General features: G+C 65.6%; 27 protein-coding genes. 12 read left to right on the top strand and 15 right to left on the bottom strand.

What is annotated here, in order from left to right:
* Nucleotides 1-22 precede the first annotated feature (22 nt).
* Both CJ010_RS01240 and CJ010_RS01235 read right to left on the bottom strand, forming a co-directional pair.
* Complete coding sequence (locus CJ010_RS01240) at nt 23-2,020, bottom strand: UvrD-helicase domain-containing protein (RefSeq protein ID WP_141016352.1); 1,998 nt, start codon at nt 2,018-2,020, stop codon at nt 23-25.
* 83 nt (nt 2,021-2,103) lie between these two features.
* Nucleotides 2,104-2,781, bottom strand: a complete 678-nt coding sequence (locus CJ010_RS01235) for a DUF4197 domain-containing protein (protein WP_141016351.1) — start codon at nt 2,779-2,781, stop codon at nt 2,104-2,106.
* 237 nt (nt 2,782-3,018) lie between these two features.
* Here CJ010_RS01235 and CJ010_RS01230 point away from each other — a divergent pair, with 237 nt between their 5' ends.
* On the top strand, nt 3,019-3,558 hold the full coding sequence (locus tag CJ010_RS01230) for a DinB family protein (protein ID WP_141016350.1): 540 nt from the start codon (nt 3,019-3,021) through the stop codon (nt 3,556-3,558).
* Between the two features lie 29 nt (nt 3,559-3,587).
* Here the strand turns inward: CJ010_RS01230 and lipA are convergent, their stop codons facing one another.
* The 11 genes from lipA to CJ010_RS01175 all read right to left on the bottom strand — a co-directional run bounded on the left by lipA (nt 3,588) and on the right by CJ010_RS01175 (nt 14,246).
* On the bottom strand, nt 3,588-4,535 hold the full coding sequence (gene lipA / locus CJ010_RS01225; protein WP_141016349.1) for a lipoyl synthase: 948 nt from the start codon (nt 4,533-4,535) through the stop codon (nt 3,588-3,590).
* Nucleotides 4,536-4,612: 77 nt separating this feature from the next.
* Nucleotides 4,613-5,245 carry a lipoyl(octanoyl) transferase LipB gene (gene lipB, locus CJ010_RS01220; protein ID WP_141016348.1) on the bottom strand — a complete coding sequence of 211 codons (633 nt, stop codon included), beginning with the start codon at nt 5,243-5,245 and terminating at the stop codon, nt 4,613-4,615.
* Nucleotides 5,242-5,523 (bottom strand): YbeD family protein, encoded by a 282-nt coding sequence (locus tag CJ010_RS01215; RefSeq protein ID WP_141016347.1) that lies wholly within the window; start codon nt 5,521-5,523, stop codon nt 5,242-5,244. Before CJ010_RS01215 ends, lipB begins: the two co-directional genes overlap by 4 nt.
* On the bottom strand, nt 5,516-6,373 hold the full coding sequence (locus CJ010_RS01210) for a D-amino acid aminotransferase (RefSeq protein WP_141016346.1): 858 nt from the start codon (nt 6,371-6,373) through the stop codon (nt 5,516-5,518). Before CJ010_RS01210 ends, CJ010_RS01215 begins: the two co-directional genes overlap by 8 nt.
* A gap of 25 nt (nt 6,374-6,398) precedes the next feature.
* A complete protein-coding gene (locus CJ010_RS01205) occupies nt 6,399-7,529 on the bottom strand; it encodes a D-alanyl-D-alanine carboxypeptidase family protein (protein WP_141016345.1) in 1,131 nt (376 codons plus the stop codon).
* Between the two features lie 116 nt (nt 7,530-7,645).
* Nucleotides 7,646-8,662, bottom strand: coding sequence for a septal ring lytic transglycosylase RlpA family protein (locus CJ010_RS01200; protein WP_141020524.1), 1,017 nt, complete (start codon nt 8,660-8,662; stop codon nt 7,646-7,648).
* A gap of 12 nt (nt 8,663-8,674) precedes the next feature.
* Nucleotides 8,675-9,811, bottom strand: coding sequence for a rod shape-determining protein RodA (gene rodA / locus CJ010_RS01195; RefSeq protein ID WP_141016344.1), 1,137 nt, complete (start codon nt 9,809-9,811; stop codon nt 8,675-8,677).
* A complete protein-coding gene (mrdA, locus tag CJ010_RS01190; protein ID WP_141016343.1) occupies nt 9,808-11,700 on the bottom strand; it encodes a penicillin-binding protein 2 in 1,893 nt (630 codons plus the stop codon). The genes rodA and mrdA overlap by 4 nt, the downstream gene beginning before the upstream one ends.
* An 11-nt stretch (nt 11,701-11,711) precedes the next feature.
* Complete coding sequence (gene mreD / locus CJ010_RS01185) at nt 11,712-12,233, bottom strand: rod shape-determining protein MreD (protein WP_141016342.1); 522 nt, start codon at nt 12,231-12,233, stop codon at nt 11,712-11,714.
* A gap of 2 nt (nt 12,234-12,235) precedes the next feature.
* A complete protein-coding gene (gene mreC, locus CJ010_RS01180) occupies nt 12,236-13,153 on the bottom strand; it encodes a rod shape-determining protein MreC (protein ID WP_240794472.1) in 918 nt (305 codons plus the stop codon).
* A 49-nt stretch (nt 13,154-13,202) separates the two neighbouring features.
* Nucleotides 13,203-14,246, bottom strand: a complete 1,044-nt coding sequence (locus CJ010_RS01175; protein WP_011763910.1) for a rod shape-determining protein — start codon at nt 14,244-14,246, stop codon at nt 13,203-13,205.
* 116 nt (nt 14,247-14,362) lie between these two features.
* Between CJ010_RS01175 and gatC the strand changes: the two genes are divergently transcribed.
* From gatC to CJ010_RS01135, 8 genes are all read left to right on the top strand, one after another.
* Nucleotides 14,363-14,650: an Asp-tRNA(Asn)/Glu-tRNA(Gln) amidotransferase subunit GatC gene (gene gatC / locus CJ010_RS01170; RefSeq protein WP_141016341.1), complete on the top strand. Its 288-nt coding sequence runs from the start codon at nt 14,363-14,365 to the stop codon at nt 14,648-14,650.
* A 76-nt stretch (nt 14,651-14,726) separates the two neighbouring features.
* Complete coding sequence (gatA, locus tag CJ010_RS01165) at nt 14,727-16,190, top strand: Asp-tRNA(Asn)/Glu-tRNA(Gln) amidotransferase subunit GatA (protein WP_141016340.1); 1,464 nt, start codon at nt 14,727-14,729, stop codon at nt 16,188-16,190.
* A 2-nt stretch (nt 16,191-16,192) separates the two neighbouring features.
* Nucleotides 16,193-16,702 carry a hypothetical protein gene (locus CJ010_RS01160; protein WP_141016339.1) on the top strand — a complete coding sequence of 170 codons (510 nt, stop codon included), beginning with the start codon at nt 16,193-16,195 and terminating at the stop codon, nt 16,700-16,702.
* Nucleotides 16,703-16,726: 24 nt separating this feature from the next.
* Nucleotides 16,727-18,187 (top strand): Asp-tRNA(Asn)/Glu-tRNA(Gln) amidotransferase subunit GatB, encoded by a 1,461-nt coding sequence (gene gatB, locus CJ010_RS01155; protein WP_141016338.1) that lies wholly within the window; start codon nt 16,727-16,729, stop codon nt 18,185-18,187.
* Between the two features lie 117 nt (nt 18,188-18,304).
* A complete protein-coding gene (locus CJ010_RS01150) occupies nt 18,305-18,823 on the top strand; it encodes a DUF3617 family protein (RefSeq protein ID WP_141016337.1) in 519 nt (172 codons plus the stop codon).
* 80 nt (nt 18,824-18,903) lie between these two features.
* A complete protein-coding gene (locus CJ010_RS01145; RefSeq protein WP_141016336.1) occupies nt 18,904-19,728 on the top strand; it encodes a class II glutamine amidotransferase in 825 nt (274 codons plus the stop codon).
* A gap of 75 nt (nt 19,729-19,803) precedes the next feature.
* Entirely contained in the window at nt 19,804-20,214 is a 411-nt protein-coding gene (locus tag CJ010_RS01140) for an HIT family protein (RefSeq protein ID WP_141016335.1), read from the top strand.
* A gap of 40 nt (nt 20,215-20,254) precedes the next feature.
* Nucleotides 20,255-21,889 carry a hypothetical protein gene (locus CJ010_RS01135; protein ID WP_141016334.1) on the top strand — a complete coding sequence of 545 codons (1,635 nt, stop codon included), beginning with the start codon at nt 20,255-20,257 and terminating at the stop codon, nt 21,887-21,889.
* Here CJ010_RS01135 and phoR read toward each other — a convergent pair.
* Entirely contained in the window at nt 21,828-23,066 is a 1,239-nt protein-coding gene (gene phoR, locus CJ010_RS01130; RefSeq protein ID WP_240794471.1) for a phosphate regulon sensor histidine kinase PhoR, read from the bottom strand. The two genes, CJ010_RS01135 and phoR, sit on opposite strands and share 62 nt — an antisense overlap.
* Before the next feature lie 126 nt (nt 23,067-23,192).
* Nucleotides 23,193-23,903, bottom strand: a complete 711-nt coding sequence (gene phoB / locus CJ010_RS01125; RefSeq protein WP_141016332.1) for a phosphate regulon transcriptional regulator PhoB — start codon at nt 23,901-23,903, stop codon at nt 23,193-23,195.
* Nucleotides 23,904-24,072: 169 nt separating this feature from the next.
* On the opposite strand from phoB, the gene CJ010_RS01120 reads away from it, so the two are divergent.
* From CJ010_RS01120 to CJ010_RS01110, 3 genes are read left to right on the top strand one after another with little or no spacing between them, the layout of a single operon-like run.
* The gene (locus CJ010_RS01120; protein ID WP_141016331.1) at nt 24,073-24,495 is read left to right on the top strand and encodes a gamma-butyrobetaine hydroxylase-like domain-containing protein; all 423 of its coding nucleotides are present in this window, start codon (nt 24,073-24,075) and stop codon (nt 24,493-24,495) included.
* A gap of 7 nt (nt 24,496-24,502) precedes the next feature.
* Nucleotides 24,503-25,240 (top strand): bifunctional demethylmenaquinone methyltransferase/2-methoxy-6-polyprenyl-1,4-benzoquinol methylase UbiE, encoded by a 738-nt coding sequence (ubiE, locus tag CJ010_RS01115; protein WP_141016330.1) that lies wholly within the window; start codon nt 24,503-24,505, stop codon nt 25,238-25,240.
* Between the two features lie 18 nt (nt 25,241-25,258).
* Entirely contained in the window at nt 25,259-26,098 is an 840-nt protein-coding gene (locus CJ010_RS01110; protein ID WP_141016329.1) for a Tim44 domain-containing protein, read from the top strand.
* Nucleotides 26,099-26,107: the final 9 nt, after the last annotated feature.

Here is a 26,107-nt window from a genome sequence, read left to right as displayed (position 1 = left end):
TATTCGTTCCCCGACAGGGAGCTCAAGCGCCGCTGCCGCCCCGACTCTCGAACATCGCCATCAGACTGGCCACGCGCGCGCGCCCTTCCTCTTTCGAGACTGGCGTATTGCTCTTGCGGTCGTTCATCTTCATGTCGCCGCCCATCTCGGCAACGAAGCGCGATATCTCGCATGGGCGGAACTCCTTGCCCGCCGAGCGCCGCTCACACCAGGTGATGTTGAGGCTACGTTGCGCACGCGTGATGCCGACATACATCAGCCGACGCTCCTCCTCGACCTTGTCTTCGTCGATGCTGCTCTGATGCGGCAACAGTCCTTCTTCCACGCCAATCAGGAAGACATGCGGAAACTCCAGTCCCTTGGACGCGTGCAAGGTTGCGAGCTGGACTCCGTCGAAGTCGGCATCTTCCTTGTCCAGCATTGAAATCAGGGCGATCGTCTGCGTGAGTTCAATCAGGTTCTTGCCATCCTCTTCACCCTTCCGGCCAAGCCAACCGACGAAGTCGCGCACGTTGGCCCATTTCGACTCAGCCTCGCGGGTGCCGAGGTGCTCGAATAACCAGGCTTCGTAACGGATCGCCGCGAGCAGGTCCTCCAGCACCTGGGCCGCAGGTTCGCGGGTGGCCCGGTACTGCATCCGGTTGATGAAGCCGGCAAACTGCTGCACGCCCTCTAGCTGTTTCGCCGTGAGATGCAGCGTCACACCTTCCTCGAAAGTAGCTGCGAAGAGGCTGATGTGACGCTGTCCCGCATACCTGCCCAACGCCTCGATGGTGCTGGGGCCAATACCGCGCCGAGGCATGGTGATGGCCCGGATGAAGGCGAGATCGTCGTCCTCGTTCATCAGCAGGCGCAGATAGGAGATCAGATCCTTGATCTCGGGCTTCTCGAAAAAGCTCTGGCCACCAGACATCACATAGGGGATGCGCTGGTTGCGCAAGTGCTGTTCGATCACGCGGGCCTGGTGGTTGCCGCGATAGAGGATGGCGTAATCCTTGAATCGGGTGCGGTGCTCGAACTTGTGCGCCGAGATCTTCATCGCCACCCATTCCGCCTCGTGGTCGGCGTCACGACAGTTCGTCACTGCGATCTGCTCGCCAGGCCCATGCTCCGACCACAACCGCTTGTCGAAGAGCTTCTCGTTGTTGGCGATCAGGACGTTGGCCGCCTCGAGAATGCGACGCGACGAGCGGTAGTTCTGTTCCAGCTTGATCACCCGCAACTTGGGGTAATCAAGCTGCAGCAGTTTCAGATTCTCGACGTCGGCACCTCGCCACGCATAGATCGCCTGATCGTCGTCCCCCACCGCGGTGAAAGCCCCGCGCACGCCTGAAAGCTGGCGCAGCAGGCGATACTGGGCGCGGTTGGTGTCCTGGTATTCGTCCACCAGCAGATAGCGCAAGCGGTTCTGCCACCGTTCGCGCACCTCGTCGTTGCCCTCGAACAGGCGCACCGGGAGTGAGATCAGGTCGTCGAAATCCACGGCCTGGTAAGCGCGCAAGGTCCGCTCGTACTCCGCAAAAACCTTGGCCGCAGCAGCCGAAAGCTCGTTGTCGGCGAGCTTTGCGGCCTCTTCCGGGGTGATCATCGCGTTCTTCCACGACGAGATCTGCCATTGCATCTGCTTGGCAATGCCCTTGTCGTTGTCACCCGCCGCATCCGCCACGATCTGCACCGCATCCGACGAATCCAGGATGGAGAACTGCGGCTTCAGCCCGCAATGCTTGGCCTCCTGGCGAATGATGCGCACACCCAGCGCATGGAAGGTGCACACCGTCAGCCCCCCCGGCACCCGGCCCCCCATCAGGTGGGCGACACGCTCCTGCATTTCCTTGGCAGCCTTGTTGGTGAAGGTGATCGCGCCGATGTTGTTCGCGCTCAGGCCGCAGTCGTTGATCAGGTGGGCGATCTTGTGCGTGATCACCCGCGTCTTGCCGCTGCCCGCGCCGGCCAGCACCAGACAGGGACCGTCGAGATAATGAATGGCTTCGCGTTGCGGGGGATTGAGCAGGGCGGACATGGGGGAGCGATACCGGAAACGACAAGCCGCCGAACAGCGGCGCGATCGGAGTGTAGCCGATCGGTGCCGCCGCGACGGCGCGCTTACAAGGCGCCGAACACCTTCTTGGCAAGGCTGCCGACCGCGCCGACCGGATCCTTGCGAATCGCGCGCTCTTCTTCCGCGATCATCATGTAAAGGCCGTCGAGCGCCTTACGGGTCACGTAACTCTCGATCTGCGCGTCTTCCGACTTCAGCAGACCGATGCCGGCCGCCTGACCGGCGAGCTTGTTGTACTGGCTCGCCAGCGCGAGCTTGTCGGTGTTCTGCTTTACGGTCGGCAGAAACAGGCGCGTCAGCTGAGTCTCGGTCTTGTCGCGAAAATAGCGGGTCACCGAATCGTCACCGCCGCTGAGGATGTTCTTGGCGTCGGACACGCTCATCTGCTTGACCGCATTCATCAGCAGACCCTTCGCCTCCGGCACGGCGGCCTCGGCAGCCCGGTTCATCGAGGTGACGAGTTGATCGAGGTCCTCACCACGCCCGCTCAGGCGCAGCAGCGGCTCCGCCTGCTTGAGCACCTCGGGCAAGGGGATCTTGACCTTGGGGTTGCCGAGAAAGCCATCCTTGCGGCCGAGCAGTTCGACCGCGTGGCCGGCACCCTGGGTCAGGGCCTCCTTCAGACCACCGCTCGCCTCGCTTTCCGTAAGCGCGGCAAGGCCCGCAGCCCCGACCGGTACGCTGATGACAAGGAAGATGAAAGCTCTCAGAATGGAACGCATGATTTCTCCACTGGATCGTCAAGGACAGCAAGAAGGTCACGAGGGCGGCTCCGCTTGCATGCCGTCATCCTCGGCGTCACCGGCTTGCTTGTCCACACCCGAGAGCACGCGGCGCCGGGTCCAGGCTCATCGTCTTGGCCGGGGGAAAGCTCGGGTACCACCAATCTGCGCGGGACAGTGGTGCCAGTGTATTCCACGGCGGGCGGGCGCCTGCCCAACCTGCCGGAGAACACGACAATGAACTGGCGCGATCACTTCCTGCAACAGACCGACTACCAGATCTGGGCCAACCAGGTGATGTTCGACAGCCTGGCGCGCCTGCAGCCCGATGCACTCGGCCGCCCGGAAGGACTGTTCTTCTCCAGCATCCATCACACTACGGATCATCTGCTGGTGGTTTTTCGGCTGTGGGCGGCACGCTTGCGCGGCGAAGCGGCGACGGCCGACTTCCGCGTCATCAGCCAGCCGGACTGGATACAGCTCAAGCGCGGCCTGCAACACGAACTGCGTGGCTTTCGCCACTGGCTGGAAGGACAACCGGCCAGCTACTTCGACGACCGGCTCAGCTACGCACGGCTCAACGGCGAACTGCAGAACAATGCCGTCAGCGACATCCTGCTGCAGGTGATGACGCACTTCGTCCACCACCGCGGTCAGATTTCTGCCGTCGCCACCCGCCTGGGAGCACCGACGCCGGCAATGGATTACCTTTACTTCCTGCGTGAGATGGAGCAGGCGGCCCGCGAAGCGCAGCAGGCAGCCCAGCAACAGCAGTAGGACCGAGCCGCGCCGCCCGGTGGTGCGCCTCAGACCACGCCGGCGCCGTGCGCCTGCTGGTCGGCCCAGTAGGACGAACGCACCATAGGACCGCAGGCGGCGTTGCGGAAACCCATCTTCAGCGCTTCGGTCTCGAACATCTTGAAGGTGTCCGGGTGCACGTAGCGCAGCACCGGCAGATGCCCGCCGGACGGCTGCAGATACTGGCCGATGGTGAGCATGTCGACGTCGTGGGCACGCAGGTCGCGCATCACTTCGAGAATCTCGTCGTCGGTCTCGCCGAGGCCGACCATCAGCCCGGACTTGGTCAGTACGTCCGGATGGCCCGCCTTGAACTCCTTCAGCAGGCGCAGCGAGTATTCGTAGTCGGACCCGGGGCGGGCCTGCTTGTACAGTCGCGGCACGGTCTCGAGATTGTGGTTCATGACGTCGGGCGGCGCATTGTTGAAGATCTCCAGCGCAATCTCCATGCGGCCGCGGAAGTCGGGCACGAGCACCTCGATAGTGGTGCTGGGCGAGGCCGTGCGCGTCTCGCGGATGCAATCGACGAAATGCTGGGCGCCGCCGTCGCGCAGGTCGTCGCGATCGACCGAGGTGATCACCACATACTTCAGCCGCATCGCGGCAATCGTCCGGGCGAGATCGGTCGGTTCGTCGGGATTTAGCGGCTCGGGACGACCGTGGCCCACGTCGCAGAACGGGCAGCGGCGGGTACAGATGTCGCCCATGATCATGAAGGTCGCCGTCCCCTTGCCGAAGCACTCATGGATGTTCGGACACGAGGCTTCCTCGCACACGGTGTGCAGCTTGTGCTCGCGCAGCGTCTGCTTGATCTCGTTGAAGCGCTCGGCTTCCTGGCCGGCACCGAGACGGATGCGGATCCAGTCCGGCTTCTTCAGCCGTTCGGCAGGAACGATCTTGATCGGGATGCGGGCCGTCTTGTCGGCGCCGCGCTGCTTGCGGGCGGGGTTTTCCATGTCCTGTCTCTCTTCTCTCTGGTGCGGCGGCAAGCCGCCGGGTTGTTGTCCTTGGTCGTTCGGGGCGATGGCCGCCGTCAATCGTGCGCCACGGCCTTGACCTCGACCGCCGGCAACAGCTGCTGCAAGCGGGCAAGCAAGCGGTCGCCGACCATCTGTACCGTATCGCCGATGCCGAAATCCTTCATCCGTATCGTCTTCAAACCCTCGTAGCCGCAGGGATTGATCCAGGTGAACGGAGCCAGATCGACATCGACATTGAGCGCCAGCCCATGATAGCTGCAGCCGTTGCGAACCCGCAGCCCGAGCGCGGCGATCTTGGCGCCATCGATGTACACCCCGGGCGCGCCTTCCTTGCGTTCGGCAGCAAGTCCGTAGTCGCCCAGGCAATCGATGACCGCCTGTTCCATCAGCGCCACGAGTTCGCGCACCTTGAGGTGATTGCGGCGCAGATCTAGCAGCAGATAGACCACCAGCTGGCCGGGGCCGTGGTAGGTGATCTGGCCGCCGCGGTCTATCTTGACCAGCGGAATGCCCGCATCGTTGCGCAACAGGTGTTCCGGACGCCCCGCCTGGCCCAGCGTATATACCGGCGGGTGCTCGAGCAGCCAGATTTCGTCCGGCGTGTCCTCGGTGCGTGCGGCGGTGAACACCTGCATCGCCTCCCAGGCCGGCTCGTAATCGACCCGCCCCAGGTGCTTGATGATCACAGCACCACCTTGACCATGGGATGCGAGGTCAGCTCGACGTACAAGGCATCGACCTGCACCTGCGACACCGCGCGGAAGGTGCAGGTCACGGCAAGGTAGTTGCCTTTGCTCGACGGGCGCATTTCCATCGATGCCGGATCGAAATCCGGTGCATGGCGCAGCACCACTTCGAGCACCGCCTGGGCGAAACCGTCCACCCGCGCGCCCATGATCTTGATCGGGAAGTCGCAGGGAAATTCGAGCAGGGTCTGTCTGGGTTGATTGATCTGGTCAGCCACCGCGCATCACCGTGTTCTTGAATTGCTGATACCACTCGTACATCTGCCGACCCACCGGACCGGGCCTGCCGCTGCCGACCGGACGCCCGTCCAGCGCCGTGATCGCCAGCACTTCCTTGGTCGACGAGGTCATCCAGATCTCGTCGGCGCTGCGCACCTCGTGTTCGAGGATTTCCCGAACCTGGTAGGCCAGCCCGTGGCGCGCCGCGAGTTCCAGCACCACGTCGTAGGTGATGCCGGGCAGCATGAGGTGGCTCTTCGGCGGCGTCAGCATCACGCCGTCGCGGACGATGAAGATGTTCGACGCCGAACCCTCGGTGAGAAAGCCGTCGCGGAACAGCACCGTCTCGACGCAGCCCTGGTCCACCGCATGCTGGCGCAGCAAGCAGTTGGCCAGCAACGAAATACTCTTCAGGTCGCAGCGCAGCCAGCGGAAATCGGCCGCGCTCACTGCGGCGACACCGGCATCGAGCACCGCGGCCGACGGCGTGATCAAGGCCTCGCTCATCAGGAACACGGTCGGCCGCACTACATCGGGGAAAGCGTGGTTGCGCTTGCTGTCGGCACCGCGGGTCACCTGCAGGTAGACCGATTGATCCTCCCACGTGTTGCGGTCGATGATCTCGCCGATGATTGTGCGCCACTCGGCCGGACCGTGCGGATCGGGCAGGCGGATCGCCGCCAGCGTGTTCCCGAGCCGGGCAATGTGCTCGTCGATACGGAAGGGGCGGCGCGAATACACCGGGATGACCTCATAAGCGCCGTCGCCGAACAGAAAACCACGATCCATGGGCGAAACCTGCGCGTCCTCCAGCGCCAGGTAGCGTCCGTTGAGATAGCACAGGCTCATGTGTCGCTCCTTGCCCGGCGCCCGCTTACAGGCTCTTGATCCACAGCACCAGCGCGTCCCACAGGCGGCCGAAGAAGCCTGCCACCGGCACGTCCTGCAACGCAACCACAGCATATTCGCCGAGCGGCTTGCCGTCGAGGCTGAGCTTGAGCGTGCCGATCTCCTGGCCCTTCTGCAGCGGCGCGAGCACAGGCTGGCGGCTCTCCAGCGTGGCGCTGATCTTGTCGGCCTGCCCCTTGGGCAGCGACATCACGAAGTCGCTGGTGAAACCAGCGCCCACTTCGTTGGCCTGCCCCTTCCATACGCGGAACTGCGACAGCGCCTGATCGGCCGAGTAGAGCTTCACGGTGTCGAAGAACTGGAAGCCGAAGTTGAGCAGCTTGAGCGACTCCTGGGCGCGCACGGTGTCGGAATCGGCGCCGAGCACCACGGAAATCAGCCGGCGCGGACCACGCAGCGCCGAGGAGATCAGGCAGTAGCCGGCACTGCTGGTATGGCCGGTCTTCATGCCGTCGACGGTGCTGTCCATCCACAGCAGGCGGTTGCGGTTGGGCTGGGTGATGTTGTTGTAGCGATATTCCTTCAGCGAATACAGGCTGCTGTAGTAGTCGGGATGATCGCGCACGATGGCGGACGCAAGCAGTGCAAGGTCCTTCGCCGTCGTGTAGAGCTGCGGATCGGGCAAGCCGGTCGAATTGGTGAAATGGGTGTTGTTCATGCCGAGGCGCTTGGCCTCGTTGTTCATCATCGCCGCGAACGCCTCCTCGGTACCCGCGATCAGCTCGGCGAGGGCGACGCAGGCATCGTTGCCCGACTGCACGATGACGCCGCGGATGAGTTCCTGCACGGTGACCGGCTTCAGCGGCTCGATGAACATGCGCGACCCTTCCTGCCGCCATGCACGCTCCGACACCGGCACCGGCTGGTCGAGCGCAATGGTGCCGGCCTTCAGTGCGGAAAAGGTGAGATAGGCCGTCATGAGCTTGGTCAGCGAGGCCGGCTCGATACGGGTATCCGGATCCTTGGTGGCCAGCACCTGGCCGGTACCGTGGTCCATCAGCACCCAGGCTTTCGCGGCCAGGGCAGGCGCCGGGATGGACTGGGCAGACGCGAGAAGCGAAAACAGCGACAACAACAGGGCAAAAACGAAACGCATGGGAACAACCTGGAATTTGAAGGAAGGGGCGGGTGCGGAATTATAGGGCGCACCCCGCAGCAGAGACCGGCAGGGACAGGCTTTGTTTCAACCTGTCAGCGAAAAAGCACCGACCACTACCGCAGCACCACGAAGGGCTTGAGCTTGAGCAGCGCGGCGATCTGCTCGGCAGCCGCCCGCGCGTCGCTCTCCGAGGCATAGGGGCCGGCATGCAGGCGGAAGCGCCCCCCGTCGGCTGACAGGTCGATGCGTTCGGCGAACGGCGCCACGTGACGCTGCACACTGGCCCTGAAACCCTCAGCGTTGTCGCGCGACGCGAAGGCGCCGATCTGCAGGAAGATGCCGTTCGCCGCCGGTGCCGATCCGGTGCCTGCGGCCACGTCAGCCGCCGGTGCGGCGCTTGCTGCCAGCGAAGCGGGGAGCTTGAGTCCGGGCGCAGGTGCGAGCGCGGCCGGCGGCTGCGCGGCCGACAGCCCGTCGGGCAGGATCTGCTCGACCTCCACCTCGGCACTGCCGCCGTCGACATAGCCGAGCCGGTAGGCTGCGGTGTAGGAGAGGTCCATGATGCGGCCCCGCAGGAAGGGTCCGCGGTCGTTCACCCGCACCACCACCGTCCGCCCGTTGGCAAGGTTGGTGACGCGCGCGTAGCTCGGAATGGGCAGCGTCGGGTGGGCTGCCGTCATCGCGTACATGTCGTAAGGCTCGCCACTGGAAGTGTTGACGCCGTGAAAGCGTCGGCCGTACCAGCTGGCGTGGCCGCGTTCGCGATAAGGCATCAGGCGGGTCGCCGGCACGTAATCCTGGCCGAAGACGTTGTAGGGCCGGTTGGCGAAGCGGTGCAGCGGTTCGAGACGCGGCTGGGCGTCGGGCACGGCATCGAGGTTTTCGGGCGTGTCGTCGCCCGGACCGTCGTCCTTGTAGTAGCCGCCGCCACGGCGGGTCCTGGCCGGCTGGCGCACCGCCGGCGCGGCCGGCTCGGCACGTGTGGACGGCGTGCTCGCCACCACATCTCCGTCCCGCAACGGCGCGCTACCGCAGGCCGACAGCAGCAGCGCGGCCAGTCCGCCGAGCAGCGCGGTGCGCAGGGACAGATCCAGGGCGGGAAAGGACAGCGGGACAGGGACGGACTTCATCATGCGGGCGCCTCAGGATGACGGACGGCTGCGCCGGATGCCCATGAGGATACCGACGCCCAGACACAGCGTCACCAGCGCGGTGCCGCCGTAGCTGATGAAGGGCAGGGGCACACCCACCACCGGCAGGATGCCGCTCACCATGCCCATGTTCACAAAAGCATAGGTGAAGAAGATCATCGCCATCGCGCCGCCAAGCAGCTTGGTCGCCAGCGTCGGCGCCTCGCTGGCGATCTGGAAGCAGCGTGCGAGCAACAGCAGGTAAGTGAGCAGCAGCACCAGGGTGCCGACCAGACCGAACTCCTCGGCCAGCACGGCGAAGATGAAGTCGGTGTGTCGTTCCGGCAGGAAGGCGAGATGGGTCTGCGTGCCATCCATCCAGCCCTTGCCGACGACGCCGCCGGAACCGATCGCGATGGTGGACTGGATGATGTGGAAGCCCTTGCCGAGCGGATCCCGCGTCGGATCCAGCAGCGTGCACACGCGCTGCTTCTGGTATTCGCGCAGGCCGAACCAGTCGGTATCGGGCATGCACAGGGTGTCGCCAAAGGCCACGATGGAGCCGATGCCGATGATGCCCGCCAGCGCCACCGGAATGATCAGCTTCCACGACAGCCCGGCGAAGAAGATCACGTAGAAGCCGGCGGCGGTCACCAGCAGGCTGGTGCCGAGGTCGGGCTGGATCAGGATCAGGCCGACCGGCACCAGCAGCAGCAGGCCGGCGACGATGAACTCGCGCAGGCCGATCTGGCCCTCACGCTGCTGGAAGAACCAAGCCAGCATCAGCGGCATCGCGATCTTCATCAGCTCGGAAGGCTGGATGCGTGTGACGCCGACATGCAGCCAGCGCTGCGCACCCTTGGACACCTCGCCGAACAGTTCCACCGCGACCAGCAGCACGACCCCGAGCAAGTAGAGCGGCACCGCCAGACCAAGCACCCGCTGGCTCGGCAGCCAGGCCGCCAGCCACATCGCGGTGAGCGCCACCAGGGTGTTGACCAGCTGCGCATCCAGCCGCTCCGGTGAGGCGCTCGCCATCAGCACGAATGCATAGCCGAGCAGTACGCTCAAGAGCAGCATCAGCACCGGATCGATCGGCCGCAGAAAGGCGCGCACCAGCGCAAGCGGATGGAAGCGATGCTCGGTCATTCGGTGCTCTCCGGTGCATCGGCATCCTCGGGCGCCGGCTGATTCGGGCGTCGGCCGAGGAGGTGGTAATCGATGACCTGACGGGCGATGGGTGCCGCGGACTGCGCGCCAAAACCGCCGTTTTCGACCAGCACGGCGAGCGCTATCCTGGGGTTGTCGGCCGGCGCATAGGCAATGAACCAGGAATGGTCACGCAGGCGTTCGGTCACCCGTCCCTCGACGTACTTCGCCCCTTTGAGCGAAAACACCTGAGCGGTACCAGTCTTGCCACCGGCCTCGTAGGGCGCGCCGGCGAAGGCGCGGGCACCGGTGCCGGCCTTGTTCACGTCGACCATCGCCTTCTTCACCAGCGCAAGATGTTCGGGCTTGAAGGACAGCTGACGGACAGGCTCCGGCTCCACCACACGCTTGGCGCTGTTGCGCACATCGACGACGTGCCGGACGAGGTGGGGACGATAGACCTTGCCGTCATTGACGATGGTTGCCAGCGCGCTGGCAAGCTGCAGCGGTGTATAGGCGTTGTAGCCCTGGCCGATGCCGACCGAGATCGTCTCGCCGCCGAACCAGCGCTGCTGTTCCGGCCTGCGAAAGCGTTTCTTCTTCCATTCAGGCGACGGCAGCACGCCCTCGGCTTCGCCGGGAATATCGATACCGGTACGCGAACCGAAGCCTATCGGCCGCATGAAATCGGCGATGCCGTCGATGCCCAGGTCGTTGGCCAGCTGGTAGTAAAAGGTGTTGCACGACACCACGATCGACTTGTGGATATCGACCATGCCGTGGCCGCCGACCTTGTCGTCCATGAAGCGGTGCCCGCCCGACACGAAATAGCCCGGGTCCGCCATCACGTAGCCGGCCGTGCGCTTGCCGCTCGCCAGACCGGCGAGCGCCATGAAGGGCTTGAAGGTCGAGCCCGGCGGATAGCTGCTGTAGATCGCCCGGTTGAGCAGCGGATGGTCTGGCGAGTCGTTGAGCGCCTTCCAGTCCGGTGCCGAGATGCCTTCGACGAAGAGATTGGGATCGAAGGTCGGCTTGGACACCAGCGCCAGTACGCCACCGCTGCTCGGCTCGATCGCCACCAGCGCGCCGCGGCGGTTGCCGAAGGCCTTTTCGGCGATCTTCTGCAGCTCGATGTCGAGGGTGAGTTCCAGGTTGTTGCCGACCACGGCGGCGGTGCGCGACAGTCGCCGCACCGCGCGCCCGCCAGCGTTGACCTCGACCTGCTCGAAACCGGTCTGGCCGTGCAGTTCGGCCTCGTAGGACTGCTCCAGACCGGCCTTGCCGATATACTCCGAGCCGCGATAGTTGGCAGTGTCGCCGCGCTCTTCGATGCGCTCGATGTCGCGATCGTTGATGCGGCCGATGTAGCCGATCACGTGCGAAGCGGTGTCGCCTTCCGGGTAATCGCGGAACAGCCGCGCCTGCACCTCGACGCCGGGGAAGCGATAGCGCTGGGCGATGAAGCGCGCCACCTCGTCATCCGTCAGGCGGGTCCGGATCGGCACGCTCTCGAAATTGCGGCTCTCCTCGAGGATCTTGCGGAAGCGGCGGCGGTCGCGCTGCTCGACGGTGACGATCTCCGCTAGCCCGTCTATCGTGGCTTCGACGTCACCCGCTTTCGACGGCGTGATCTCCAGCGTATAGGCAGCGTAGTTGCGCGCCAGCACCACGCCGTTACGGTCGGTGATGGTGCCGCGATTGGGCACGACCGGCAGCAGGGCGATGCGGTTGTCCTCGGCACGGGTATGGAAATAGTCGTGCCGCTTGACCTGCAGGTAGTAGAAGCGCGCCGCCAGCACCGCAAAGCAGACGAGGATGAACAGCGCCGCCACCACCACCCGGCTGCGGAAGCGCCACATCTCCTGATCGGGGGTACGGAACTCGGTCATGACTGCCCCCGTCAGATCGGCCTGTTGTCATCCCGATCGACGGGTTGGTACTGCGGCAGCAGCAGCAGGTAGTTGAGCGGCACCCACATCAGCACGCCGGTGAAGCTGGACAGGAAATACACCCAGCCGGGGAATTCGGCGCCGGCAAGCAAACGCACCGCCACCATCAGCAACTGCGACACCAGCAGCATGGGCAGGATATGCAGCGCCTGCAGCAGCGGCGGAAACCACATCACCCGGCGCGCCAGCCCGCTGGCCAGGTAGGCAAGCACCACGTAGGCCAGCGCATGCTGCCCCATGGCCGCGCCCTGGCCGATATCTACCAGCAGGCCGAACAGGAAGCCCGCTCCCATGCCAATGCGCAAGGGTTCGCGGATGCACCAGAATGCCAGCGCCAGCGCCACCCAGTCGGGCACGCCAGGAAAGCGCCCGGTCGGCACGTAGGCGAGGCCCAGTGCGATCACCAGGCTGAAGTACACGAACCACAGCTTTACCGGGAGCAGGATGCGGCTGGAGCGATTGGTCGGTTGCATGATCAGCGGCCTCCACCCTTGGCGTTTTCCTTGCCACTTTCACGCGCCGTGGTGGCCGTCGCTTCGGCCGGCAGCGGCGGCGGCGCCTCGACACGGCCCAGCACCAGGACCTGGGTGCTGCGCTCCACTCCAGCCACCGGCTGGCAGACGATGCGGGCGAAGGCCTCGGCCTCGCGATCCACCGATTGCACCTCGGCGACCGGCAGCCCCGGCAAAAAAACACCGTCCAGACCCGAAGTCACCAGGGTATCGCCGACCTGGATATCCGCGTTGGCGATCACGAAACGCAATTCGATGCGGCCCTGACCGGTGCCGAACAGCACACCGCGCAAGCCGTTGCGCAGTACCTGCACCGGGATCGCCTGATTGCGGTCGGTGACGAGGGTGACCTCGGACTGGATGGGATAGACGCGCGTCACCTGTCCGATGACGCCCGCCGCATCGACCACCGCGAGGCCGGCTTCGACACCCTGCTGCGCACCGCGGTCGAGAATGACCTTGCGCGCGAAGGGGTCCGGCGCGTTGTACAGGATTTCGGCCGCAACGCTCTTCACTGGCACGCGCTGAGCCATCTGCATCAGCCCGCGCAGCTGGATGTTCTCCTGCTCCAGCTGCTCGAAGCGCAGCAGGCGCTCGCCGGCGCCGAGTTGTTGGCGGCGCAGATCGGCGTTCTCGAACTGGACTTCGAGCAGGGTGGCGAAATAGCGAGAAGCATTGCGCACGAAATCCGCCGGCGTCGCCGCCGCCATCTGCAGCGGGTAGGTGACGACCGACAGGGCCTGGCGGAAGACTTCGAGGTAGCGGAAGCGCAGATCGGCGACCAGCATCGCCAGGCACACCGAGACGAGCACGAACAGCCGCACCATGGGTGCGGGTCCGCGCCGGAAAATAGGGGGCGGCTGATGACCGGCCAAGGACATCCGATGTATCCCGGTTCAGCAGTAGGAAGAACGCCGTTGCAGCGGGCGCTCAGTCCGAAGTGAAGATGGAACCGAGCTTGTCCATCTTGTCGAGCGCCAGGCCGCAGCCACGCGCCACGCAAGTCAGCGGCTCCTCCGCGACGATCACCGGCAGGCCGGTCTCTTCCATCAGCAGGCGGTCGAGGTCGCGGAGCAGCGCACCGCCGCCGGTCAGCACCATGCCGCGGTCGGCGATGTCGGCACCGAGTTCGGGCGGCGTCTGCTCCAGTGCGATCTTGACCGCGGAGACGATCTGGTTGAGCGGCTCGGTGAGCGCCTCGAGGATTTCGTTCGACGAGATGGTGAAGCTGCGCGGAATGCCTTCGGCCAGGTTGCGGCCCTTGACTTCCATCTCACGCACTTCGGAACCCGGGAAGGCCGAGCCGATGTTCTTCTTGATGTTCTCGGCGGTGGTGTCGCCGATCAGCATGCCGTAATTGCGGCGGATGTAGTTGACGATGGCATCGTCGAATTTGTCGCCACCCACGCGCACGCTGCCAGCATAGACCATGCCCCCCAGCGAGATCACGCCCACCTCGGTGGTGCCGCCACCGATGTCGACCACCATCGAGCCGGTGGCGTCGGACACCGGCAGGCCGGCGCCGATCGCCGCCGCCATCGGCTCTTCGATCAGGTACACCTGCGAGGCACCGGCCGCCAGGGCCGCGTCGCGAATGGCGCGGCGCTCGACCTGGGTGGAACCGCAGGGCACGCAGATGATGATGCGCGGGCTGGGCGACAGCAGGCGGGAATCGTGCACCTTCTTGATGAACTGCTTGATCATCTGCTCGGTGACGACGAAGTCGGCGATCACCCCGTCCTTCATCGGCCGGATGGCGGTGATGTTGCCCGGCGTCTTGCCGAGCATCTGTTTGGCAGCGTGGCCGACGGCCTGGATGGTGCGCTTGGCATTGGGGCCACCCTCGGTACGGATGGCGACCACCGAAGGCTCGTCGAGCACGATGCCCTTGCCGCGGACGTAGATCAGCGTGTTGGCGGTGCCGAGGTCGATAGCGAGATCGTTGGAAAAATAGGAACGCAGAAAACCGAACATGGGGGATTCCGAAACCGGTAGGGAAGGTGCGCCGCGGACGGGCGGGCCCTGAGCCGGGCCAAAGGCGGATATGATAACCTACAAACCTTTGTGGATTCAGCAGGTTTTGTTACCCCATGTCGCTGTCCAATGAACAAGTCGAGCGCATCGCCCGCCTCGCCCGTCTGGCGATTTCGGACGCCGAAATCGAACCCACCCGCAGCAAGCTCGACGGCATTTTCGGCCTGATCGAGCAGATGCAGGCGGTCGACACCAGCGGCGTCGAGCCGATGAGCCATCCGCAGGAACTCGCCACCCGTCTGCGCGACGACGCGGTCACCGAAAGCGACCGCCGCGAGGCCTACCAGCGCATCGCACCGCAGACCGAAGCCGGCCTATACCTGGTGCCCAAGGTCATCGAATGAACCCGCCGTCGCGGCATGCCGGCATGCCCGGCAGCGCATGCCGCCACCCGGCCCTGAAGCAGTCCGCCTCGAAGCCATGATCAACGCATCCCTGACCACCCTGCGCAACGCGCTGGACACCAAGCAGATCTCCAGCGTCGAACTCGCCACGCTGTTCCTTGACCGGATCGCTGCGCGCAACGCAACGCTCAACGCCTTCATCACGGTCGATCAGGACGGCGCGCTCGCCACCGCGCGCGCTGCGGACAGCCGCATCGCGCGCGGCGAAGCCGGCCCGCTCACCGGCATTCCGCTCGCCCACAAAGACGTGTTCTGCACCGAAGGCGTGCTCACCACCTGCGGCTCGAAGATGCTGGCCAACTTCGTCAGCCCCTACGACGCTCATGTGGTGACGCTGCTCAAGGCCGCCGGCGCGGTCAGCCTGGGCAAGACCAACATGGATGAGTTCGCGATGGGCTCGTCCAACGAAACCTCGCATTTCGGCGCCGTGCGCAACCCCTGGGACACCGGCCGGGTGCCGGGCGGCTCGTCGGGCGGCTCTGCCGCCGCGGTCGCCGCCCGCCTGGCGCCGATCGCCACCGGTACCGACACCGGCGGCTCGGTACGCCAGCCGGCCGCGCTCACCGGCATCACCGGCATCAAGCCGACCTACGGCGTGGTCAGCCGCTACGGCATGATCGCCTACGCCTCCTCGCTCGACCAAGGCGGCGCCTTTGGCGCCTCGGCCGAAGACTGCGCGCTGCTGCTGTCGGCGATGGCCGGCTTCGATGCGCGCGATTCCACCTGTCTCGAGCGCCCCGCAGAGAACTACGCCGCCACGCTGACACCCGCCACCAGCGACAGGCCGCTCGCCGGCCTGCGTATCGGCCTGCCGCGCGAGTTCTTCGCCGAAGGCATGGCCGACGACGTGCGCGCCGCGGTGGATGCCGCGCTCGACCAGTACCGCGCGCTCGGCGCGGTTACCGTGGAAGTCAGCCTGCCCAACGCCAAACTGGCGGTGCCGGCCTACTACGTGATCGCACCGGCCGAAGCCTCGAGCAATCTCAGCCGCTTCGACGGCGTGCGTTACGGCCATCGCGCCGCCGACTACGGCGACCTCAACGACATGTATTGCAGGAGCCGGGCGGAGGGCTTCGGCGCCGAGGTCAAGCGCCGCATCCTGGTCGGCACCTATGTGCTGTCGCACGGCTACTACGACGCCTACTACCTGCAGGCGCAGAAACTGCGCCGCCTGATCGCACAGGACTTCCAGGCCGCCTTCGCCCAGTGCGACGTGATCGCCGGCCCCACCAGTCCGACCACCGCCTGGGGCATCGGCGAGAAGTCCGACGATCCGGTGCAGATGTACCTGTCCGACATCTACACCATCGCGGTGAACCTCGCCGGCCTGCCGGGCCTGTCGCACCCCTGCGGTTTCGGCGCCGGCCGCCTGCCGGTCGGCCTGCAGCTGATCGGCGACTACTTCGCCGAGGGCCGTCTGCTCGCCACCGCCCACCAGTATCAGCAGGCGACCGACTGGCATCTGCAGCGGCCGGAGTGAGCATGCGCGCCCACGGTATCCGCCCTGCCGGTCGCATCGCGGCGCTTGCTGCCATGCTGTGGCTGGCCGCGTGCGCGACACCGCCCAAGCCGTCGGTGCCCGAGGGGGGTGGCATCACCGTCCCGGACCAGCCGGCGCAGCAGGTACGCGGCCGCCTCAAGCCGATGCCGGTGCGGCCGCTCAACGTCCAGGCCGACTGTCACTTCAAGGACGAGGCCGGCTATGCGGCCACCGCCCGGCTCGACGTGAGCTACAGCGAGGTCCGCAGCTTCGCCGCCACGGTGGACGTACCCAGGCGCGGAAGCTGCCAGTTCGATCTGGCCGACTTCAAGCAGGTGCAGAAGGAACCGCACGTCGAACTGCGGGCGCGCGACGGTTGCACCGTGCGGATGTGGGAGCAGGGCGAACAGGTCACCGTGGCATTCACCCAATGCGCCAGCCGCTGCAGCCGCGGCACTTTCGATTATGTCTGGCCGATCCTTGTCGACCGGCCGAGCGGTCGCTGCAGCTGACCGCGTGAAACAACGGAAACGAATATGAGCAGATCCGATTGGGAAGTCGTCATCGGGCTGGAAGTACACGCCCAGCTCAACACCACCTCCAAGATATTCTCCGGCGCCAGCACCGCCTTCGGTGCCGCGCCGAATGTACAGGCGAGCGCGGTCGACATCGCACTGCCGGGCGTGCTGCCGGTGCTCAACCGCGGCGCGGTCGAGCGCGCCATCCGCTTCGGCCTGGCGATCGGCGCCAAGGTCGCGCCGACCAGCGTCTTCGCGCGCAAGAACTACTTCTACCCCGACCTCCCCAAGGGCTACCAGATCAGCCAGTTCGAGCTGCCGGTGGTGCAGGGCGGCACCATCACCATCCAGGTCGGCGAAGGTGAGAACGCCTACGAGAAGACGGTGAACCTGACCCGCGCCCATCTGGAAGAAGACGCCGGCAAGAGCCTGCACGAAGACTTCCACGGCATGAGCGGCATCGACCTCAACCGCGCCGGCACGCCGCTGCTCGAGATCGTCTCCGAACCCGACATGCGTTCGTCGGCCGAAGCCGTGGCCTACGCCCGCACGCTGCACGCGCTGGTGCGCTGGATCGACATCTGCGACGGCAACATGCAGGAAGGCTCGTTCCGCTGCGACGCCAACGTCTCGGTACGCAAGAAGGGTGCGGAAAAGTTCGGCACCCGCCGCGAGATCAAGAACCTCAACTCCTTCCGCTTCCTGCAGCAGGCCATCGACTACGAGGTGCAGTGGCAGATCGCCACCATCGAGGACGGCGGCACCATCCAGCAGGCCACCGTGCTGTTCGACCCGGACACCGGCGAGACGCGCATGATGCGCTCCAAGGAAGACGCCCACGACTACCGCTACTTCCCCGACCCCGACCTGCTGCCGCTGGTGATCTCGCCGGAATGGATGGCGCGGGTGCAGGGCGAGATGCCCGAACTGCCCGAGGCGATGAAAGCGCGCTTCATCGAGCAGCTCGGCCTCTCGGCCTACGACGCCACCACGCTCACCGCCAGCAAGGAAGTCGCCGCCTACTATCAGGCCACGGTGGATGCCGCCGGCGCCGCGCTCGCCAAACCCTGCGCCAATTGGGTCATGGGCGACCTCGCCGCGCGCCTCAACAAGGCCGAGCTCGACATCCCCGCCTCACCGGTATCGCCCGCGCAGCTCGCCGGACTGGTGGCGCGCATCGCCGACAACACCATCTCCAACGCGATCGGCAAGAAGGTGTTCGAGACGCTGTGGAACGGCGAAGGTGCCAGCGCCGACGAGGTCATCGAGAAGCAGGGCCTGAAGCAGGTCACCGATACCGGCGCAATCGAAGCCATGATCGACGAGGTGCTCGCCGCCAACCAGAAGTCGGTCGAGGAATTCCGCGCCGGCAAGGACAAGGCCTTCAACGCGCTGGTCGGCCAGGTCATGAAGGCGAGCAAGGGCAAAGCCAGCCCCTCGCAGGTAAACGAGTTGCTGAAGAAGAAGCTGGCCGGTTGATGCCACCCACGCCGGCGGCCGATCCGGGCCGCCGGCAAACTGCGGTTACGCCTGGGCGGTTTTCTCGCGCCGCACCGCTCAGTATGCTGCGGTGTTCCCGTCCCGGAGTTACCCTTGATGTTCCGCCTTTCCTCGCTCACCTGCGCTGCGCTTGCAGCCCTGCTGGCCACGCCGGTCATGGCCGACATTCCCCAGGACATGCCGCGGCGCAAGCCGGGCTTGTGGGAGATGAAAACCACGTTGGTCGAAATGGGCGGCCTTACCCAGATGCTGCAGATGTGCGTCGGCGCCAATACCGACGACCTGCTCTACCAGCGCGGCAGCAAGCAGGGCGGCTGCGAGCAGCAGTCGTGGCGCCGCGACGGCGACCGCAGCAGCTTCAGCGCCGTGTGCCGGATAGAAGGCAGCACCGCCAACATCCGCGGCAGCTTCGTCGGCGACTTCACCACCCGCTACAGCGGCGAGCTGTACAGCACCTACAACCCACCGCTGCAGGGCATGGCGAGCATGACCATGCGCCAGGATTCGCGCTGGCTGGGCGACTGCCAACCCGGCCAGAAGCCGGGCGACATCGTGCGCCAGGGCGTCGGCGGCATCGATGTCGAAGCGATGATGAAGAACATGCAACGCCGCTGAGTCAGCACACAGCCTCGCTGGCCGGCCGTGCCGGCCAGCTATAATCGAGGCCTCCGCACCACGACGCAGGAGGGCCCCCGATGTGCCAGCTGCTCGGCATGAACTGCAATGTCCCCACCGACATCTGCTTTTCCTTCACCGGATTCCGCGCCCGCGGCGGCCTCACCGACCATCATCGCGACGGCTGGGGCATTGCCTTCTTCGAGGGCAAGGGCGTGCGGCTCTTCCTCGATCCACGCGCCAGCGCCGATTCACCTGTTGCCGAGCTGGTGCGCCACTACGCGATCCGCTCGCTCAATGTCATCGCCCACATCCGCAAGGCGACCCAGGGTGAAATGCGGCTGGAGAACACCCACCCGTTCCAGCGCGAACTCTGGGGCCGCTACTGGATCTTTGCCCACAACGGCAACCTGCTGGACTACGCGCCGGCGCTGTCGGGACGCTTCCTGCCGGTCGGCAGCACCGATTCGGAACGCGCCTTCTGCCACATCCTGGACAGGTTGTCGCACCACTTCGGCGACACACCGCCCCCGCCCGCCGCCCTGTACGACCGTCTTGGCGAACTCGCCACCGAGATCGGCAGCCACGGCGAATTCAACTTCCTGCTGTCCGACGGCGAACGCCTCTACGCGCACTGCTCCTCGCGCCTCGCCTACGTGCTGCGACGGGCTCCGTTCGCCCTGGCGCACCTGGCCGACGAGGACCTCGCGGTGGACTTCAGCGAGGTCACCGCACCCGACGACCGCGTCGCGGTGATCGCCACGATTCCGCTGACCGACAACGAAACCTGGCACCGCATCCCGTCGGGCACGCTGATGGCCTTCCGCCATGGCGAACCCGACGATCTCGGCATGCTGCGGACCATCGCCGCGCCGCCCTGCGGCGGACTGCCCGCGGGTGCGTAAATATTCCTCACCCGCCTCATGCAGACGCGTTAAAGTTTCCGACTGAATTCCGGCCCGGTCACGCTCGAGGTATCGATGGATTGCCCGCTCTGCCGCATCGCTCAGGACGACATCATCTGGGAAGACGCCCGCTGCCGTATCATCCGCGTCGATGATCCGGACTACCCGGGCTTCTGCCGCGTCGTCTGGCGGGAACACGTGGCCGAGATGAGCGACCTCGCACCCGCCGACCGCGCCCATCTGCTCGAGGTGGTCGTCGCCACGGAACAGGCCCTGCGCCAGCTGATGCAGCCGCACAAGGTCAATCTCGCCAGCTTCGGCAACATGGTGCCGCACCTGCACTGGCATGTGATCCCGCGCTTCGCCGACGACCGCCACTTCCCGGAGTCGGTCTGGGGCGCGCCGCAACGCGACGGAGTGCGGCGGTCACCGCCCGATCCGCGTGCCGTCGCACAGGCCATCGATAGCGCGCTCGACCGCGGTTGAGTGCCGCCCGCATCGCCCAAGATCCTGCAACGGAGCACTCATGGACTACCGCAACGCGGCCGAATGCCTGAACCTGCTGCAGCGCCTGCACCCGATGAACGTGGAGGAAACCCACGCCGCGCTGTCCATCATGGTGGTCGGCATGCTCGAAGCGCTGCCACCGCCCAACCAGCACCTCGAGGTCCTCGAAGCGGCACGTGCCATGATCTGCTACGTGCAGGGCGAATTCTCGCGCCGCTACGCCACCCATCCACTACCACCGGACAGCCTCGAAAACGAGACGCTGCTGCGCGTCGTCACCCTGTGGCGCAATCTTGCGCGCTCCTACGCGCGCATCGCCCGCCACGACGCCCACGACGGCACGCTCGACGACCAGCGCGCCCTGCTTTTCCAGCGCCGCCTGTTCTATGCGGGCCAGGCGGTGATCGAGTTTTTCCGCGCCCATCGTGCAGTACAGGCCGGCCTGTGGGCGGAACTCCACGAGAGCTATGCCGCCGCCGATGCAGCACAACTGGCGCGCATCCGCGTTGCCGATCCGCAGAACGAAGTCTGGAAGGCCCAGAGCACGCTGGAGGCCTACGCGGCAGTGCTGCTGGTCGACCTGGCCAACCCATACGGCCGCACCGAACGCGAACTCGCCTGGGTCTGCCGCTGGGCGCAGCGCTTTGCGCCCTACTGCGAGCTGGGCGTCGACACCGAACCGCAGAAACCGAACATGTACGGCCTGGACCTCGGCACCGACCAGGGTCTGCGTCCGCTCGGCCTGCTCGCGCAGTCGACCCGGCTGCACCGCTTCGACGGCAGCAAGCTGGCGGGACAGATCCAGGCGGTGCTCACCCAGTTCAAGCAGGGCGTCAAACCCTCGTCGCTCGGACTGGGTGAAGACTGCAGCACCGAGGCCTGCGCCCGTCTGCTGCTTTCGCTGTATCGCCCGTGGGGACTCGCAGCTGCCGGGCGACGCTTTCCACGACGCGGCAGCAGTGGCGAGGTCGAACTCAGCTGCGACTGGCTCGCCATCGGTTTCCATGTCAACGGCAAGGTGTTCGAGCAACCCCGCCTCTATGGACAGACGCCCGGACTCAACAGCGACATCTCCCTGCTCACCTTCGGCGAGCGCGTACCGGTAGCGGATAATCCGGCGCGCGCCACGCAGCGTCGCCAGCGCGAGGCGGAGGAACTCGGCTTCGTATGCGAACGCTGGGAGGTGGTGGATCAATCGGTCGGCGGCTTCCGGCTGCAGCAGCACCCCCGCGCCGAACGGCTGGAGCATCACCAGCTCGTCGGCCTGCGGCCGCAAGACAGCCAGCGCTTCCTACTGGGCCATATCAGCTGGCTGATGTTCCGTGCCGACGGGATACTCGAAGCCGGTGCCCATATCCTTGCCGGCGTGCCCAGCCTGGTCGCGGTCCGCGCCGTGGGTCTGCACAGCGGTCGCGCACCCTTCCACCAGGGTTTCATGCTGCCGGCAACGCCTGCCTTGAAGACGGAAGCCTCACTGGTGCTGCCGGCCGGCTGGTACCACGCCAAGGGCATCGTCGAAGTCTTCCAGGACGGCGCGCTGCGCCAGTTCAGGATGCTGCAGCTGATGCTCAAGGGTGCGAACTTCGATCAGGTCAGCTTCGAACCGGTAGTGCCTTCTGCTGCATCAGCCGCGCCCGCGGAAAGCGCACGCTGAAGCGACTGCCTTCGCCCAGCCTGCTGACCACGTGCAACTCGGCCTGGTGGCGCGTCAGGATGTGCTTGACGATGGCCAGCCCCAGGCCGGTGCCACCGGTCTCGCGCGAACGCCCCCGGTCGACGCGATAGAAGCGCTCGGTCAGCCGTGGAATGTGCTGCGCATCGATGCCGATCCCGTCGTCGCGCACCCAGAACTCGCCGCCGCTGTCGTCCTGCCGCCAGCCGATCTCGATGCGGCCGCCGTCCGGCGTGTAACGCACCGCATTGCTGCCGAGGTTGGCGAACGCGCTGTGGAGTTCCTTGTAGCTGCCGAGCAGCATGCCGTCGCCTTCGATCTGCAGGCTCAGCGTATGGCGGCCACCCGACAGCGCCTCCATCTCGGTATACACGTTCCTGACAAGGGCACCGACACTCAGCCGCTCCTCCGCCGGCGCAGGCGCACCGGTCTCCAGCGCCGACAGCGTCAGCAGGTCCTCGATGAGGTAACGCATGCGGTCGGACTGATCGTGGGCAAGCCGCAGATAGCGCAGAATGTCGTCACGCTCGAAATCGTCGAGCCCGTCGATCAGGGTTTCGAGGAAACCGCCGACCACCGTTAGCGGGGTACGGAGTTCGTGCGAGACGTTGGCAACGAAATCCCGCCGCATGGTCTCCAGCCGCTCGAGCTGCGAGATGTCGCGCGACAACACCATCTTCTGGCCGTCGCCGAATGGGATGATCTGCACCTGCAACGTGAGGCCGCTGTGGCGGTTGGACGTCAGCACCAGCGCCTCGTCGTACTTCTGCGCCTGCAGATACTGCACGAAACCCGGCTGACGGACGAGGTTGGTGACCGGTGCGCCGATGTCCCGTTCGTGATCGACACCGAAGTGGTGTTCGGCCTTGAGATTCACCCACTCGATGGTGTCGCTCTCGGCCAGGTACATGACACCGTCCGGCATCGCCTGGCTCGCATCGCGGAAGCGCTCCAACGCAACCGCGAGACGCTCGCGCATGTCATAGGCCATGCGCGAACGCCGACTCATGTCCGCGAACACCTTATCCCAGGTGCCGCTTGCGCGCGGCAACGGAGTACCGACGGGTTCGCGCGCCCATTGCACCAGCCGGTAGAGGTTGCGCAGGTGGTACCAGCCAGCAAGCAGCAGGCCTGCGATCACCGCCAGCGCAGCCCACATTGCGCCGCCGATCAGGCCGACCGCCCCCGCCACCGCCAGCAGGACGATCAGCAGGATCGCCGCGCCGACCCATACGTAGCTTGTCGAACGAATGATGAAACCTCTAGCGCAGGATGCAGGCGGCCATTATCGCGCCGGGGCCGCGATATCGGTCTGGGAAGAAAAACGATAGCCGCTGCCGCGAACCGTCTGGATCAGCGCGTCATGGCCGGACGGTTCCAGCGCACAGCGCAGGCGCCGGATGTGGACATCCACGGTACGCTCTTCGACGAAGACGTGATCGCCCCACACCTGGTCGAGCAACTGAGCGCGCGAATGCACCCGCTCGGCGTGGGTCATCAGGAAATGCAGCAGGCGGAACTCGGTGGGGCCGAGGGCAAGGGCGCGATCGCCCGCGCTGACCCTGTGGGTGGCCGGATCGAGGCGCAGGCCGCCGAGCTCCACCGGATCCTCGGTTACCTGCGGTGCCCGGCGGCGCAGCACCGCCTTGATCCGGGCCACCAGCTCGCGCGGACTGAACGGCTTGGTGATGTAATCGTCGGCACCTGTCTCCAAGCCAGTGACCTTGTCCTGCTCCTCGCCGCGCGCAGTGAGCATGATGATGGGAATCTCGCGGGTGCGCTCTTCGCTGCGCAGCCGGCGGGCGAAGTCGATGCCGGAGCTGCCCGGCAGCATCCAGTCGAGCAATACTAGATCCGGCAGCGCGTCACGCACGATGCGCTGTGCCGTCTCGGCATCGGACGCACGCACCACGTGGTGGCCAGCGCGCGCCAGGTTGGCGGCGATCAGTTCCTGGATCGCGGGTTCGTCTTCGACCAGCAGAATATTGGCAGGCATTTGTTTGCGCTCCGATTGATCTGCGGGAGTCTATTTCAGGTGTTTGACGTTTTGATGACACGTCATCGCAGTGAAATACCGCCGAACGCCCGGTCACAAGCACGGAGCGCCGTCCGATGGCCCGGGTCGATTCGGGTATGATTGACGCCCCGATACGGAGGCTAGCACCATGGCCGGACTCGACAAGGATACCCCGCTTCCCACCGACATCACCCTGCACAAGCAGTCCCGCGTGCTGGAAATCAGCTTCGACGATGGCAGCGTGTTCCGCTTGCCTTTCGAATTCCTGCGGGTCCATTCGCCATCGGCCGAAGTCCGGGGTCACGGCCCCGGCCAGGAAACGCTGCAACAAGGCAAACGCGATGTCGACATCACCAGTCTCGAGCCGGTGGGCAACTACGCGATCAAGCCGGTTTTTTCGGACGGCCACGACAGCGGCCTCTACTCCTGGGACTACCTCTACATGCTAGGCCGCGAGCACGACGTGCTGTGGCAGCAATATCTCGACTGCCTGGCGCAGGCCGGCGGCAGCCGCAACGCGGCCGACCTGCCGCCACCGGCTCCAAAATCCGGTTGCGGACACCATCACTGAGTTGCCGATGAACGACAAGACCACCCATTTCGGTTTCGAGACCGTCGCCGAGAACCTCAAGCAGAAGAAGGTCGCCGAGGTGTTCTCCTCGGTCGCCTCGCGCTACGACGTGATGAACGACCTGATGTCACTGGGGCTGCATCGGCTGTGGAAGGCCTTCACCATCCAGGTTTCGGGCGTGCGCAGCGGCGATCGCGTGCTCGACGTGGCCGGCGGCACCGCGGATCTTTCGCTCGCCTTTGCCCGCAAGGTGGGCAGCAGCGGACAGGTGTGGCTGACCGACATCAACCACGCCATGCTGTCCCGCGGCCGCGACCGCGTCCTCGATCACGGGCTCTCGCTGCCCGTGGCGCAGTGCAACGCCGAAAAGCTGCCGTTTCCCGACGACTGGTTCGACTGCGTCACCGTCGCCTTCGGCCTGCGCAACATGACGCACAAGGACGTGGCCCTGGCCGAAATGCGGCGCGTGCTGCGCCCGGGCGGCCGCCTGCTGGTGCTGGAGTTCTCCAAGGTGTGGAAGCCGCTGGCGCCGATCTACGACCTCTATTCGTTCAAGATCCTCCCCTGGATGGGCGACAAGGTCGCGAACGATGCCGACAGCTACCGCTATCTGGCCGAATCGATCCGCATGCACCCCGGCCAGATGGAACTTAAGGAGATGATGGAACAAGCCGGGCTCCGCCGTGTCGATTACTTCAACCTCAGTGCCGGCGTGGTCGCGCTGCACCGCGGTTACAAGACTTGACGCACGGAGACGGCCCTCATGAAGCACTTCATCCTCAGCCTGATCGTCACGCTGTTCACCATCGGCTTCGGTTTGCCTGAGGCAGAAGCCAAGCGTCTCGGCGGTGGCAGCAGTATCGGCATGCAACGCCAGACGACACCGCAGCAGCCCGCCACCGCGCCTCAGCAGAACCTGAGCGGCCAGAAGCAGACGACCACCGCGGCGCCAGCCCAGGCCCAGCCCAAGCGCAACTGGCTCGGCCCGATCGCCGGTCTGGCCGCGGGCCTGGGCCTCGCCGCACTGTTCTCCCATCTCGGCCTGGGCGAGGAACTCGCCTCCTTCGTCCTGATCGCCCTTCTGCTGGTGGGTGCCCTGCTGGTCTTCCGCATGCTCTTCCGCCGTGCCCCAATGCAGCAGCAAGGCATGCAGTACGCCGCTGCCGGCGGCCAGTCCCATGTGCCCGCCGCCAGCGCGGCTATGCCGAGCACGGCAAGCGGATCGCAACTGCCGGCCGGCTTCGACGTGGACGCCTTCACCCGCCAGGCCAAGGTCAACTTCATCCGCCTCCAGGCCGCCAACGATGCTGGCAACCTCGACGACATCCGCGAGTTCACGTCGCCAGAGATGTTCGCCGAGATCAAGCTGCAAATCGGTGAACGCGGTCCCGCTTCCCAGCGGACGGACGTCGTCGAACTCAATGCCCAGGTCGTCGATGTACTAGAGGAAGCCCAGCGCTATATCGTCAGCGTCCGTTTCAACGGTCTGATCCGTGAAACGAGCGATGCGCCGGCGGTCCCGTTCGACGAGATCTGGCACCTGACCAAGGCGGTGAACGGCAAAGCCGGCTGGGTCGTGGCAGGCATCCAGCAGCTCAACTAATCATGTGGA

It is taken from the genome of Azoarcus sp. DD4 (assembly GCF_006496635.1).
Classification (GTDB): Bacteria; Pseudomonadota; Gammaproteobacteria; order Burkholderiales; family Rhodocyclaceae; genus Azoarcus.
The sequence above is the reverse complement of the archived record's forward strand: the minus strand, read 5'-3'. Positions and strand labels throughout refer to the sequence as shown.

Coding starts and splice junctions, on each gene's coding strand:
- CJ010_RS01240 (WP_141016352.1), bottom strand. CDS start 2,020: ATGTCCGCCCTGCTCAATCCCCCGCAACGCGAAGCCATTCATTATCTC.
- CJ010_RS01235 (WP_141016351.1), bottom strand. CDS start 2,781: ATGCGTTCCATTCTGAGAGCTTTCATCTTCCTTGTCATCAGCGTACCG.
- CJ010_RS01230 (WP_141016350.1), top strand. CDS start 3,019: ATGAACTGGCGCGATCACTTCCTGCAACAGACCGACTACCAGATCTGG.
- lipA (WP_141016349.1), bottom strand. CDS start 4,535: ATGGAAAACCCCGCCCGCAAGCAGCGCGGCGCCGACAAGACGGCCCGC.
- CJ010_RS01210 (WP_141016346.1), bottom strand. CDS start 6,373: ATGAGCCTGTGCTATCTCAACGGACGCTACCTGGCGCTGGAGGACGCG.
- CJ010_RS01205 (WP_141016345.1), bottom strand. CDS start 7,529: ATGCGTTTCGTTTTTGCCCTGTTGTTGTCGCTGTTTTCGCTTCTCGCG.
- CJ010_RS01200 (WP_141020524.1), bottom strand. CDS start 8,662: ATGAAGTCCGTCCCTGTCCCGCTGTCCTTTCCCGCCCTGGATCTGTCC.
- rodA (WP_141016344.1), bottom strand. CDS start 9,811: ATGACCGAGCATCGCTTCCATCCGCTTGCGCTGGTGCGCGCCTTTCTG.
- mrdA (WP_141016343.1), bottom strand. CDS start 11,700: ATGACCGAGTTCCGTACCCCCGATCAGGAGATGTGGCGCTTCCGCAGC.
- mreD (WP_141016342.1), bottom strand. CDS start 12,233: ATGCAACCGACCAATCGCTCCAGCCGCATCCTGCTCCCGGTAAAGCTG.
- mreC (WP_240794472.1), bottom strand. CDS start 13,153: ATGTCCTTGGCCGGTCATCAGCCGCCCCCTATTTTCCGGCGCGGACCC.
- CJ010_RS01175 (WP_011763910.1), bottom strand. CDS start 14,246: ATGTTCGGTTTTCTGCGTTCCTATTTTTCCAACGATCTCGCTATCGAC.
- gatC (WP_141016341.1), top strand. CDS start 14,363: ATGTCGCTGTCCAATGAACAAGTCGAGCGCATCGCCCGCCTCGCCCGT.
- gatA (WP_141016340.1), top strand. CDS start 14,727: ATGATCAACGCATCCCTGACCACCCTGCGCAACGCGCTGGACACCAAG.
- CJ010_RS01160 (WP_141016339.1), top strand. CDS start 16,193: ATGCGCGCCCACGGTATCCGCCCTGCCGGTCGCATCGCGGCGCTTGCT.
- gatB (WP_141016338.1), top strand. CDS start 16,727: ATGAGCAGATCCGATTGGGAAGTCGTCATCGGGCTGGAAGTACACGCC.
- CJ010_RS01150 (WP_141016337.1), top strand. CDS start 18,305: ATGTTCCGCCTTTCCTCGCTCACCTGCGCTGCGCTTGCAGCCCTGCTG.
- CJ010_RS01145 (WP_141016336.1), top strand. CDS start 18,904: ATGTGCCAGCTGCTCGGCATGAACTGCAATGTCCCCACCGACATCTGC.
- CJ010_RS01140 (WP_141016335.1), top strand. CDS start 19,804: ATGGATTGCCCGCTCTGCCGCATCGCTCAGGACGACATCATCTGGGAA.
- CJ010_RS01135 (WP_141016334.1), top strand. CDS start 20,255: ATGGACTACCGCAACGCGGCCGAATGCCTGAACCTGCTGCAGCGCCTG.
- phoR (WP_240794471.1), bottom strand. CDS start 23,066: ATGTGGGCTGCGCTGGCGGTGATCGCAGGCCTGCTGCTTGCTGGCTGG.
- phoB (WP_141016332.1), bottom strand. CDS start 23,903: ATGCCTGCCAATATTCTGCTGGTCGAAGACGAACCCGCGATCCAGGAA.
- CJ010_RS01120 (WP_141016331.1), top strand. CDS start 24,073: ATGGCCGGACTCGACAAGGATACCCCGCTTCCCACCGACATCACCCTG.
- ubiE (WP_141016330.1), top strand. CDS start 24,503: ATGAACGACAAGACCACCCATTTCGGTTTCGAGACCGTCGCCGAGAAC.
- CJ010_RS01110 (WP_141016329.1), top strand. CDS start 25,259: ATGAAGCACTTCATCCTCAGCCTGATCGTCACGCTGTTCACCATCGGC.